Origin of the sequence: Bacillus sp. FSL W8-0770 (assembly GCF_038008705.1) — a bacterium.
GTDB lineage: Bacteria > Bacillota > Bacilli > Bacillales > Bacillaceae_G > Bacillus_A > Bacillus_A cereus.
In genome coordinates this window covers 1,618,446-1,631,202 of the sequence record NZ_JBBOZR010000001.1, presented here as the reverse complement: position 1 = coordinate 1,631,202, position 12,757 = coordinate 1,618,446, and the positions used below count along the sequence as shown (strand labels likewise).

Below are 12,757 nucleotides of genomic sequence, written 5' to 3'. Positions count from 1 at the left end.
TTGATATGAACGTATTAAAGCTTCACTTTATTTACAAAGAAAAATCCCATACTAACTTTTTTAATATTTGCTGCAATAAAACTTTTTACAACTATCTTCACTTTTTAATTCACACTATTATTTTCCACACAAAAATAGGACACACATCATTAAAATGATGCATGCCCTATCTTTATTTATACATATTTTGTATTTCTTCTTTATTTTCAAGTATTTCCTCAAACTTATCACTACAACCCTTCGGAAATAACACTCCCAGTCCATATGAATGCGCAAATTGAAAATGAGGGTACTTCGCTTTTACCTCATCCCAAAACTTATATACGCCGAAATCACTACTTCTAACTTCAATATCATGAAATAATACAATACCGTTTTTCGCGACTTTCGGTAGCCATGTATTATAATCGTGAGAAACAGCTTCATACGTATGATAGCCATCAATATGCAAAAGATTTATCGTTTCATCTTGAAACCGGTCTACAGCATCATCAAAAGTAGATCGAATTAAATTTCCTATATTAAGGTAGTTATCGCTCACTACTTTTTCTACTATTTGAAAAACCCCTTCTCCATATGGACCTGTATGCCCATCTCCAGCCCAAGTATCTACTGCAAAGCATTTAGTCGATAACCCTCCATCTTTTACTCCCTGACAAAAACTAAAAAAGGAAGCTCCTAAATGTGTACCTAACTCAACTAAAGTTTCTGGTTTTTCAAATCGTACTAAGTCATATGCAAAATCTAAATGTCCACTCCACGCAGATTGTGACCGAATAATAGGACTAAATGTTTCAAATTCAAATGATGGTTTATGAGTAACCCAGTTCATCGCATAACTCCTTCTGCACATATTTTTAACAAACCAAATTACTCTTATCTTTATTTTTTTATCGCCTTGATTATGATTCTATTTCATGAAAATATGAAGAATTTATTCTTTTCTATTGAGGTAAAGCATCATATACATATGGGTCAGTTGGCTTATTAATTTTCTCGATTTTGTTTACTTTTACAAGTGGAAAAACTGTTCCTTTATATGTCGTTTCATCTAATAATCCTGTTATTTTCACCCATGTTTCTTCTGGAATTTTTTCAATATTTTTCCCGGTAACAATCATACCCCAGACTGATGCATCCGCAATACAACAAGTTATGCCATATCGAGCCACTACTGCTTTATTACCCGTCACATCTTTATCCTTATATATAAACCCTAAGAATGTAATTTCTTTCCCTTTAAACCAATTAACATTTTGACCAATTACATTCATTGTTTGAACATAATCCTTATCCTTTACTTGTAGTTTACGCTGTCCTAACATACTTTTTATTACTTGCTCTTCCGTTTTATAAGTCGTTGCTAAATTTGATGTTTCTTCTGAATCAACTAATACTTCTCGCTCATCAAACTTAACCTGTTTCCCCTCTTTTTCGTTTCTTTCCAGACTTCTCGCCTGTACACTTTGATTCATACCCCTTTTTCCTGCTAAACTTCCATCAATTGTTACACTTCCAAAGAGAAAAGCACTAACTATCGGAACAACAAATAAAACATATACAAAGAAACTTTTTATCCCTGATTTTGATGTTGTATGATGTTTACAACAATTATAATCATGCTGTTTTTCTCTTCCATCCCCCCAAACTTGTACAATACCAAAAATTAAAATTACTACAAAAGCTATATACGTAAATTTGATCATTTTTGGAGCGATAAAATTATAAATATTCCCTGTTACAAGTAGTTTAAATAAGAGCATTGCTAAACCAATTAAAATAATGCCACGAATATAGCGATGATATGCCTTCTGCTCCTCTTTCTCCATTCTTTCTCACCTCCTATAACATTATGATTTGCACGATGGTATACACAGATACAATGACAATTCCCATCAAAAAGAATACAAATCTCTTTTGAAAATACGCAAATAGCATTAACGTATTTTTCATATCAAGCATAGGCCCAAACACAAGAAATGCGAGAAGTGCCTTTATCGAGAAAACATGTCCAAAAGACGCAGCTATAAAAGCATCGGCTGCAGAGCAAATTGATAAAACATAACCAAACCCCATCATAATAATGGGAGCAATTACTTCGTTATGTGCTACTGCATCCAGTACATTCCGATCAAAAAACGTTTGAAATACACTTGCTAAAAAAGCACCAATCAATAAATACTTACCAGTATCAAAAAACTCATCTACAGTGTGATTCATAACATCTTTCCAACTCTTTTTTTTGCTTGTTTGAACTGAAACCTCTAAGTCTTTTAAAACATTTCTTTCGCGATAGCAATAATACACAATTAGACCTATGAATAGAGCAACTAGAATTGTTATCCCAAAGCGTGCATATACAACGTAATCATTTTTTTGAAACGCATATACAGTAGATAAAAAAACGACTGGATTCATAATGGGTGCACTCAGTAAAATAACAATGCCTACATGAAGTGGTAACCCCTTTTGAATGAGCCTTCTTACAATTGGTATAATGACACATTCACACATTGGAAAAAGAACTCCCACAAATACTGCTGGAATCATTGCAACAATTGGAGATTTCGGCATTACTTTTTGAATCATATCTTCCGTCACAAACACTTGAATAAATGAAGAAACAATTACCCCTAATAAAATAAAAGGTATTGCTTCAAAAATGATACTTAAAAATACCGTATTCACATTCAGCCATTCCTGCGGTATATTTTTGTGCAAATTTACTAGACTTGTAAAATCTACAAAAAATAATAAAAAGAGAAACATAGCGATAAGAGCTATGCCTACTAATTCTTTTGAAACTCTATTAAAGACCAAGCTTCTCGCCTCCATTTTATTTATATGTAAACATGTGCTTGTCCAAATCCTTCATACTACAGCACAAATTTTATAGTCTATTTCTATTCTTAAATCGTAATCATTATGATTTATTATTGATTTTTCTTTTCCTATCGTTTAATATAAAACGTAATCATTACGATTTAAAGGAGAGATCATTTCATGAAAAAAGTACCTATCACTGTATTAAGTGGTTTTTTAGGATCTGGAAAAACTACCTTACTACATCACATTTTGACTAATAAGAATAACTTAAAAGTAGCTGTTATCGTTAATGATATGAGCGAAGTAAACATTGATGCATCTCTTATAAAAAAGGGTGGTTTTTCACGTACGGAGGAAAAACTAGTAGAAATTCAAAATGGCTGTATTTGTTGTACACTACGAGAAGATTTAATGATAGAAGTGAATCGTCTTGTGGAAAATGGTGATATTGACTATATTATTATTGAATCTTCTGGTATAAGTGAGCCTATTCCAGTTGCTCAAACGTTTACTTATACAGACGAAGTTCTTACCATTGATTTAACGAAAAATTGTCGCCTCGATACGATGGTTACAGTTGTAGATGCAAATAGATTTTGGGATGATTTTGCAGATGGAGAAAGTTTATTAGACCGAAAACAAGCAATCGATGAGAATGATACCCGAGAAGTTATTGATTTATTAATAGATCAAATTGAGTTTGCAAACGTAATTATTCTTAATAAGATAGATTTGCTAGAAAAAGAAGATGTGATAGAGCTTCATCATTTACTAAAAAAATTAAATCCTAATGCAAAAGTTCTTGAATCTTCGTTTAGCAAAGTACCATTACAAGAAATTTTAAACACAAATCTATTTAATTATGAAGAAGCTAGTCAATCGGCCGGCTGGATACAAGAATTAAACAGTGATCATCATACACCGGAAACAGAAGAATATGGTATCACTTCTTTTGTTTACCGCCGCAAATATCCTTTCCATCCCGAGCGCCTTATGAATTGGCTAGAAAAATGGCCTTTAGATGTTGTAAGAGCGAAAGGATTCTTCTGGTTGGCATCTCGTAATAATATGATAGGGCTTCTATCTCAAGCAGGCTCCTCTATTACAATTCAAGGAGCCGGTGAATGGATAGCGGCATTACCTGAAACTGAAAAAAATCAAATGATTACAGAAGAACCAGAAGTATTGAAAAACTGGGATAAACAATATGGAGATCGAATAACCGAACTCGTATTTATCGGAATTGATATGAACTGTTCTTTAATTGAACAATCATTAGATGATTGTTTATTAACAGAAAAAGAAATGCAACAAAACTGGAATACATTTATTGATCCTATCCCGGCTTTTACTTATACTTCATAACAATTAATAAAAGGCTTCAGTAGAATGAAGCCTTTTTACTTTATAGCACTCTTATTTAATAGGTTTGCTTTAATTATGAATACAATTGTACCTAAAACAATTAATATAGCATATACGATACCAACTACATTACCTATTTTTTCTAAGCCAAGCGGTAATATTATAGTAGCAACTCCAACTATATAAGAAAATGCTCCTGAAAGCTTCGCTAATTTATTTTTATCTCCAACAAACGTTTCTTCTTGATATCCTGCTAACAAAAACAACCTCTTTTTCACATGTATTTGATACCCTAAAAAAATGATAAGTAACCCAACAAATAAACAAACTAAAAATCCAGCTAACATATCCTCCCCCTCCTCTACAATATTTTACTATACATAAAAAACAAATTAGAAATTTCAGTTTATTAACACGGCATTCTGTGATATATTGCATATTGTATTCAATTTGTATTTTTAGAAAGGAGAATTTTAGATCATATGGATTCAAATCGATTAAAAGGAATTATAATGGTCATAATCGGTGCTTGTTTATGGGGCTTGTCTGGTACAGCTGCACAACAACTTTTTCAATATGACAATGTTTCAACCGAATGGTTAGTTACGATCCGTTTACTTATATCTGGAATTATTTTGCTCATTATTTCCTCATTCGGAACGAGAAAAAAAGAGATATTTAGCATTTGGAAACAAAAATCTGATGCTATTAAAATGATTTTGTTTGGTCTATTCGGTATGCTTGCTGTACAGTATACGTATTTCGCTTCAATTAAAGAAGGAAATGCTGCCGTGGCAACATTATTACAATATTTAGCTCCTATATTCATCACTGTATACTTACTTTTCAAATGGAACGTTCGTCCATCAAAAATTGATTTCATTTCAATTACCCTTTCATTAGTAGGCACTTTTCTCTTACTAACAAACGGGTCTGTTCATAACTTGGCTGTTTCTACACCAGCTATTATTTGGGGGATTTTATCTGGATTATCTCTCGCTTTTTATAGTTTATATTCAAAGGAATTGTTAGAAAAATGGTCTTCCTCCGTTATCGTTGGATGGGGCATGATTATTGGGGGTATTGGTGTAACGATTGTACACTTTATTTCTACAAACGAATTCATTTTATTATCAACTATGAAATATGTAAAACTAAGTACCCTACCGCTCATCACATTTGTCGTCATTTTCGGGACACTTATTGCCTTTTATTTATACTTAGACAGCATACGATACCTGACTCCGAAAGAAACAACATTATTTGGTTGCACAGAACCACTCGCAGCTATTATTTCTTCTGTACTTATATTGCAAGTGCCATTTCAATCTTTTCAGTTATTAGGCGCTTTTTGTGTCATTGTAATGGTGCTCATCTTAAGCCAAAAGCCGGATGAAGGGAAACAAAAATTAAAGCTTGTTCATGCAAAAAAGGAAAATATACAATGAAAGGATTGAATTCACTATGCCTGTCCCTCAAAATTATAAAAAACCAGGAAGAGTTTCAGCAAAATCACTCGTTTTAAATCAACTACAAAATTGGATTATTGAAGGTGTACTGAAGCCCAATGAAAAAATTAATGATGGGGAATTGGCTGAGGCACTAGGAGTAAGCAGAACACCTGTAAGAGAAGCACTTCAAATATTAGAGCTTTCTGGATTAGTGGAAATGGTACCAGGGCAAAAAACGAAAATTGCTCCTATTAAGTTAGACGACGTATCTATCATTTATGAAACGATGGCTGGTCTTCACTCTATTATAGGAAAGCAAGCTCTTCAAAACATTACAAACGCTGATATTCAACTACTTTCTGAAATAAATGAGCATTTTCAGCAATCTATAGAGAAAAAAAACGCAAAACAAGCTTTAGAATTAGATATACAATTCCACAATACAATTTCTTCTATTGCTAAAAACCAATATATTGAACCCTTTCTAGAAAATATGCAACTTCACGTTTTACGTCTTGAATATTTGTTTTTCCAAAACTTTGTTCCAGCAAGTCAATCTATTGAAGAACATCACTCTATCATTCAAGCATTACAGAAGCAGGACGAAAAACAAATGGAACAAATAATGACCCAAAACTGGCTCCGTCCCATGAAAGAAATACAAAAAATAATTTCTACGAAATAAAAAGAGAGCTGGTTACACAAAATCGTAACCAGCTCTCCTTTTACTAATCTATATAGCTACGCCTGAATATTCGCATAATCTTCCATATCTTCGTACTCTTTTTCCAATTCCTCTAAAGACAGCTCGTATAATTGTCGGTCGCGAATCTTAAACACACCTGCTCCAATTAACTCATCAATTAAATGCCTCTTACGATTTTCAACAGCAAAACGGAGTTGACTACTCATCTTTTAAAAAACTCCTTTCTACGATCATTGAAAATGATAATCTCTATCAATTACCACTTTTGATTATAAAAGATGACTCTTTATAAGTAAAGTAATTTCATGAAATATTTACCTTGCAAAGTACTTGTGGCCACATTATATATATGTATGCCGTGCGAAAAATGTTATGACACTTTTTCTTATCCTTTTTCTTTCATACTTTGCAAGTTGTCTCATCATGATTAAATTCACCATCTATTTCTACTTGAATGGTGACATGTTCTACATGAAATTTCTCCTTTAATACATACGTAGCCTCTTTTAATACACTTTTCGTTTCATTCCCTTTAATAATAAGATGACATGTTAATACTTGAAAATCTGATGTGACAGACCATATGTGCAAATCATGAACTTCTTTGACAATCGGAATATTTAATAACGTACTTTTTACCTCTTCAACATTTATGTGCTGTGGTGCACCTTCCATTAATATATGAACCGTATCACGTGTTACACGCCATCCACTAATAATGACTAAAATAGACACAAGAATACTAGCAATCGCATCTGCAGCAGTCCATCCGAAAAATTTAATAAGTAACGCAGCAATAATCGCTCCGACGGAACCCAATAGATCGCCTAGTACGTGCAGGAAAGCACTTCTTAAATTCAAATTACCTTTCACATCTCCGCCTCTCATTAATATCCAAGCTGATAAAATATTAATAAGCAGACCCAGGACTGCAATAATGAGCATCCCATTACTAGCAATCTCAACTGGTTCTTTAAAACGACGGATTGCTTCAATAAAAATGTATACCGAAATGACAATAAGAACGACACCGTTACATAATGCTGCTAACATTTCGACTCGCTTATACCCGTATGTTTTCGCAGTTGTTGCTGTTTTTTCTCCGAGTTTAAACGCAAGTAAACTTAAAGCTAAAGATACTGCATCACTTAGCATATGCCCCGCGTCAGATAGTAGTGCTAAGCTATTTGTTACAAATCCACCAACAACTTCTGCAATCATAAAACTTGTTGTTAGTAGGAAGGCAATTAGTAACGCCTTTTTATTTTTTGAATGACCATGATCATGCGAATGTCCCATACTTATACTCCTTTAAGTACAATATCTGTATGTTAGTATGAAACAAACTCCCCATCTTTATCCCGAATTGACTGATTGTAAACGCCCGCTTCCTCTGTATACACACTTCGCTATTTTTTAAACAATCCCTTTTTCTCAAATAAAACAAGACTACTTCTTTTTTATTTTCATATTGTTTACTAATGAAAGAATTTTTAAGGAGGGGACGAAATTGAAAAGACTGTTTCTCTGTATGGAGCGTGAACTTGTTGTAGTGAAAGAACTATATGGTCACTTTGAAACAACATATCACTTACAAAATATGCAACCTACCTGTATTGCAGTTGATCCATTCCAACAAAACCGTGTATATTGTGGTACATTTGGACGAGGTTTATGGTTAAGTGACGATAGTGGGGATTCATGGAGACCAATTGGAGATTCTTATCGTTACTTTGATTTCCCTAAAGAAGATGGTATTTTGCACTCCTCTATCACTTCCATAACAATAAGCTCAAATGAACAAGTTAACGGATATGGGGTCGTTTATGTCGGCACAGAACCGAGCGCTTTATTTCGCTCTGAAAATGGTGGTGAAACGTGGACTGAACTTAAAAATATGAAATCATTATTATCTTCTTATACATGGGCTTTCCCGCCTAGACCTTTTACCCATCACGTACGCTGGATTACAGTTGATCCAAACAACCCTAATACAATACACGTTTCAATCGAAGCTGGTGCTGTTATTCAAAGTAATGATAAAGGGCATACATGGATTGATAAAAAATTCGGTGCTCCTATCGATGCTCATCAATTACTTATGCACCCTGAAGCACCAAATCGCCTTTATGCATCATGTGGTGACGGATTTATGGGCGGACCTGATCGTGCTTATCTTGAGAGTTATAACAATGGAAACAGCTGGATCTCATGTAGTGCAGGACTTGAACATCATTATTTATACAGCATGGCTATTGATCCGGCTGATTGCGATACAATTCTCGTTTCTGCCGCACCAAGTGCTGACCTCGCTCATCACCGTATTCCTTATGAATCTTATATTTATCGTAAAACGAAAGATACTCCTTTCGAGCAAGTACAACAAGGTCTACCATCTGCAATCGGCACAGTCATCTCAATGTTTGCGACAAATCCTGCAGAACCACATACATTTTACACTTTAAATAACAACGGCGTGTTTCAATCCAATGATAGCGGCAAATCGTGGGAACAACTAAATATTCCTTGGAAAGATGAATATAAAACGCAGCATCCCCATGCGTTACTCGTAACTAGTTCTTAACGAAAAAAGACTGCCTACTTGTTTTAGGCAGTCTCTCTTTTATTTCTTTAAATCAATTACGATATCATCTAGAACAATATCTTTACTCTTCGCTTCTTTTTTCGGCACTTCAATTTTCTTCTCTTTTCCATTCACATATTCCACTCCACCATGATTTTCAGGTGTATGCACTCGTAAGTGTACGCGTGGTGTAACGATAAGCTTTGTTGCATTTTCGTTTAACTTTTGGAATGTAGCACTCCAACTACTTTTATGTGGCTCTGCTACTGTACTACTTCCGCCATTTCCTTCACCAGCATAATGATTTCCTAAATCATCTTTTATTTCTAACTCAACATCCGCACTATCCCATATACTTCTTAATACCTTAGATTCTTCCTGATTGAAAAAAACGATAAATGACATCGGAGTTACTTCCATTTTGTCTATATTTACTTTTATTAATTCATTTTCAGAAACCCCATTAACTTTTACTTCCTTACTATCCATTGCTTTTAAACTAAGCGCGAAATTCCAGTTTCCCTTTATTACATTACCTTCATAATCCAACTCAATTGCCTCTATATCCCACCAAACATTTGCAACATCTAACCTTTCACTACCATGACCACTCATCGTAGTCATACCTACATATTTTCCCTCTCCAACTTTTGTAACATTCGAACTACCTCCTCCGCCATTAAAGCCCATAACTTGCGGACTTCCAAATGGGAACGGTTTCTCTCCTAAATCTTTTTCGCTCTCAATAGAATATGTAATTGTAATTGTTCTACCATCGAATACAGCATCATTAATTGTAACCTTAACCCCATTACTCTCTTTTGTCATATTCAACTCAGTCGAAAATTCCTTATAATTTTCATATAACCCTGTTCTACCATTATCTAAAAATCGGAATATGTCACCTACAATTGGCAATCCCCCGGCATATGTAGGAAATCCGATACCAAGAGTTGCAACCGATAACCCTACTAAAATTGATGCAGCAGCGACACCCTTCTTCCAACTTTTCATCTTTTTCTTCGTACGTATCGATTGTTTTACATTTCGTTTTACTTTTTCCTTTTCAATTTCAGAAGCCTCAATTTCTTCTAATTCTTTTTCATCTATATCAATATCATTTAATAGTTCATAAATGTCTTTCATATTGCACTACCTCCAAAACTAATTTTCGTAGCATTTTGTTGTAGTTTCTTTTTCCCCCGGTACACTCGATTATCAATTGCTGCCCGAGTTAATCCTAACTTGTCACCTATTTCCTCTGTCTTCATACCAAGTAAATATTTCATAATGAACACCTTTTGATCTAGCGGTTCTAATTGATTAATGAGCTTCAATAATTCTTCCCTATCTTCCATAACGATTAATTCGTCTTCTGCTGATTTTTCTGTACTGATATGAAACTCATCTGAAATGATTTCTACTGTTTTAGTCGATTTCCGGTAATAATCAATTGCTTTAAACTTCGCAATCGCTGCAATCCACTTTTTAAAATCACTCGGCTCTCCATGGAATTTATTTGCGTTATTCCAAATGGAAAGAAATATATCGTTTATACATTCCTCTATGAGTCCATCATTTTGAATGGGAAGTAGAACTTTATGCGTGATCCCCTTTATGAGTGGTAAGTATGTATCGACAACGAATTCTAACGCGTCTTCTTTTTGCCGCTGTAATCTTTTTATAAAATTTTTCTCATTTGATTTCATGTAGCGATTCCCCTTATTGTTTTGTAAAAGCTTTTACACCCTATATAACGTCTGAGAAAATTTTTTCTCTCATCTTTTTTATTTTTTGTATGTAATGGAATACTTTCCCTTAGCCATTTTCTCACATAACTATGCATTCAAAGAAAACTTTCTCAAGTCTGTAATTTAATTCATGTAGTACACTATTTATATAGTCACTCTTTAATTTAGTGTACATTTTATTTCATTAATCTATTTTAAAAATTAGGAGATGAGATGTGTATGTGTGGAATTACAGGTTGGGTAGATTGGAAAGAAGACCTTTCAAATCAACATGTTATTTTAAAAAAGATGGCAAATAGTATTGAGCATCGTGGTCCGGATGCTGAAGGATTTTGGTTTTCACCTCATGCGGCCTTTGCACACCGGCGTTTAATTGTAATTGATCCAGAAGGCGGGACACAGCCTAAGACATTTCGTGCTGGTGATTATACGTATGCTCTTACTTATAATGGAGAAATTTATAATTTCCGTGAACTGAGAGAGCAGCTTCAAAAATGTGGGCATGCATTTGAAACCCATTCAGATACAGAAGTATTACTACATGCTTATTTAGAATGGAAAGAAGACTGCGTACGACATTTAAACGGAATTTTCGCTTTTGCCTTATGGGATGATCAGAAGCAACAATTGTTTTTAGCACGAGATCATTTAGGTGTAAAACCACTCTTTTTTACAGAAAGAAATGGCAGTATTATTTTCGGCTCTGAAATTAAAGCATTATTAGCGCATCCATCTGTCCCTGCTGAAATTGATGCGAATGGAATAAATGAAATATTTGGATTAGGCTTATTTCGCACTCCAGGATGTGGCGTCTTTAAACATATTCAAGAAGTACGTGCTGGACATTCTATAACATTTACACGTCATAAAAAAGTAGTTACTAAGTATTGGCATTTAGAAAGTAAGTTCCATACAGACTCTATAGAAGATACATCTTCGCATATTTTATCTATTTTACAAGATACAGTAAAAAGACAATTAATTGCCGATGTTCCTCTCGTTTGTATGTTATCAGGCGGATTAGACTCTAGCGGTATTACTGCACTTGCGGGTAAAGAATTTGCTGCTGAAAATAAAACACTTCATACGTATTCTGTTGACTTTGTAAATAGCGCAAAAGATTTCGAACTGACATTTGCTCGCACTGGTTTAGACGCTCCTTGGGTAAAACGCGTTTCTGAACATGTCGGGACAGCGCATCATGATATTATTGTGAATGCTGAAGAATTAGCAAATCACTTATTCGTTCCCCTTCATGCAAAAGATTTACCGAGTGCTGGTGAAATGGAAACTTCACTATATTTACTATTTTGCGAAATGAAAAAAGATGCGACCGTAGCTTTATCCGGCGAATCGGCTGATGAAGTATTCGGTGGATATCCTTGGTTTCATCAAGAAGAACTACTATATGTAGATAAGTTTCCTTGGCTAACAAATTGGAAAAATACATCTCCTCTTCTACTAAATGAAGTAAGTAACCAATGTAATCTAGAAGACTATATTGATACACGATTCCAAGAAGCGATACTTGAAGTACCTACTCTTGAAGGCGAAAGTAAAAAATCCGCGAAACAACGTCAAATGTTTTATTTATTTTTAACAAGATTCCTTCCTTTCTTACTTGACCGTAAAGATCGTATGAGTATGGCTGTTGGATTTGAAGTTCGTGTACCGTTTTGCGATTATAGATTAGTTGAATATTTATGGAATGTTCCTTTCAACATAAAAAGTATTGATAATATTGAAAAAGGCATTTTACGTAGAGCACTACAACCAGCTTTACCTGACGATGTACGCAATAGAAGAAAAAGCGCTTATCCAACTTCACAAGATCCACACTACTTACAAACAATCCGTAATTTAACACTTGATATGTGTAACAATAAAAACAATCCTATTTTCTCACTTATTAACCATTCCATCTTACTTTCAATTGCTGATCAAAGTAATAAAGTGATTAACAATTTTGAAGCAAGAAGTGCCATGGAGTATATGCTACAAGTAAATGAATGGTTGAAAACATATCACATCCATATTGCTTAACAAAAAGGAGTTCAAGGATAAAAACCTTGAA

13 protein-coding genes are annotated in these 12,757 nt (G+C 34.2%); 5 read left to right on the top strand and 8 right to left on the bottom strand.

Annotated features, from left to right (window positions below; genetic code table 11):
* Nucleotides 1–172: 172 nt before the first annotated feature.
* The 3 genes from NST27_RS08600 to NST27_RS08590 form a co-directional block, all read right to left on the bottom strand.
* Nucleotides 173–832, bottom strand: a complete 660-nt coding sequence (locus NST27_RS08600) for a class I SAM-dependent methyltransferase (RefSeq protein ID WP_001104672.1) — start codon at nucleotides 830–832, stop codon at nucleotides 173–175.
* Between the two features lie 112 nt (nucleotides 833–944).
* Nucleotides 945–1,829 carry a TIGR03943 family putative permease subunit gene (locus NST27_RS08595; protein WP_000409937.1) on the bottom strand — a complete coding sequence of 295 codons (885 nt, stop codon included), beginning with the start codon at nucleotides 1,827–1,829 and terminating at the stop codon, nucleotides 945–947.
* A gap of 13 nt (nucleotides 1,830–1,842) precedes the next feature.
* A complete protein-coding gene (locus NST27_RS08590) occupies nucleotides 1,843–2,835 on the bottom strand; it encodes a permease (protein WP_001999547.1) in 993 nt (330 codons plus the stop codon).
* Nucleotides 2,836–3,003: 168 nt separating this feature from the next.
* Here NST27_RS08590 and NST27_RS08585 point away from each other — a divergent pair, with 168 nt between their 5' ends.
* Complete coding sequence (locus NST27_RS08585) at nucleotides 3,004–4,191, top strand: GTP-binding protein (RefSeq protein ID WP_000757681.1); 1,188 nt, start codon at nucleotides 3,004–3,006, stop codon at nucleotides 4,189–4,191.
* A gap of 35 nt (nucleotides 4,192–4,226) precedes the next feature.
* Here NST27_RS08585 and NST27_RS08580 read toward each other — a convergent pair whose 3' ends face one another.
* Nucleotides 4,227–4,538 (bottom strand): DUF3784 domain-containing protein, encoded by a 312-nt coding sequence (locus NST27_RS08580; protein ID WP_000879375.1) that lies wholly within the window; start codon nucleotides 4,536–4,538, stop codon nucleotides 4,227–4,229.
* 135 nt (nucleotides 4,539–4,673) lie between these two features.
* On the opposite strand from NST27_RS08580, the gene NST27_RS08575 reads away from it, so the two are divergent.
* Entirely contained in the window at nucleotides 4,674–5,639 is a 966-nt protein-coding gene (locus tag NST27_RS08575) for a DMT family transporter (protein WP_000378087.1), read from the top strand.
* Nucleotides 5,640–5,655: 16 nt separating this feature from the next.
* Nucleotides 5,656–6,327, top strand: coding sequence for a GntR family transcriptional regulator (locus NST27_RS08570; protein ID WP_001987091.1), 672 nt, complete (start codon nucleotides 5,656–5,658; stop codon nucleotides 6,325–6,327).
* A 56-nt stretch (nucleotides 6,328–6,383) separates the two neighbouring features.
* Here NST27_RS08570 and fbpA read toward each other — a convergent pair whose 3' ends face one another.
* Together fbpA and NST27_RS08560 are read right to left on the bottom strand one after the other, a co-directional pair.
* Entirely contained in the window at nucleotides 6,384–6,554 is a 171-nt protein-coding gene (fbpA, locus tag NST27_RS08565; RefSeq protein ID WP_000098302.1) for a Fur-regulated basic protein FbpA, read from the bottom strand.
* 193 nt (nucleotides 6,555–6,747) lie between these two features.
* Nucleotides 6,748–7,647, bottom strand: a complete 900-nt coding sequence (locus NST27_RS08560) for a cation diffusion facilitator family transporter (protein WP_000510033.1) — start codon at nucleotides 7,645–7,647, stop codon at nucleotides 6,748–6,750.
* Between the two features lie 211 nt (nucleotides 7,648–7,858).
* Here NST27_RS08560 and NST27_RS08555 point away from each other — a divergent pair, with 211 nt between their 5' ends.
* Nucleotides 7,859–8,932, top strand: a complete 1,074-nt coding sequence (locus tag NST27_RS08555) for a WD40/YVTN/BNR-like repeat-containing protein (RefSeq protein ID WP_001987089.1) — start codon at nucleotides 7,859–7,861, stop codon at nucleotides 8,930–8,932.
* Between the two features lie 39 nt (nucleotides 8,933–8,971).
* Here NST27_RS08555 and NST27_RS08550 read toward each other — a convergent pair whose 3' ends face one another.
* Nucleotides 8,972–10,078, bottom strand: coding sequence for a DUF4179 domain-containing protein (locus NST27_RS08550; RefSeq protein ID WP_000653124.1), 1,107 nt, complete (start codon nucleotides 10,076–10,078; stop codon nucleotides 8,972–8,974).
* Entirely contained in the window at nucleotides 10,075–10,641 is a 567-nt protein-coding gene (locus NST27_RS08545; protein ID WP_000840006.1) for a sigma-70 family RNA polymerase sigma factor, read from the bottom strand. Before NST27_RS08545 ends, NST27_RS08550 begins: the two co-directional genes overlap by 4 nt.
* 261 nt (nucleotides 10,642–10,902) lie before the next feature.
* Between NST27_RS08545 and asnB the strand changes: the two genes are divergently transcribed.
* Complete coding sequence (gene asnB / locus NST27_RS08540; protein WP_000333935.1) at nucleotides 10,903–12,726, top strand: asparagine synthase (glutamine-hydrolyzing); 1,824 nt, start codon at nucleotides 10,903–10,905, stop codon at nucleotides 12,724–12,726.
* Nucleotides 12,727–12,757: the final 31 nt, after the last annotated feature.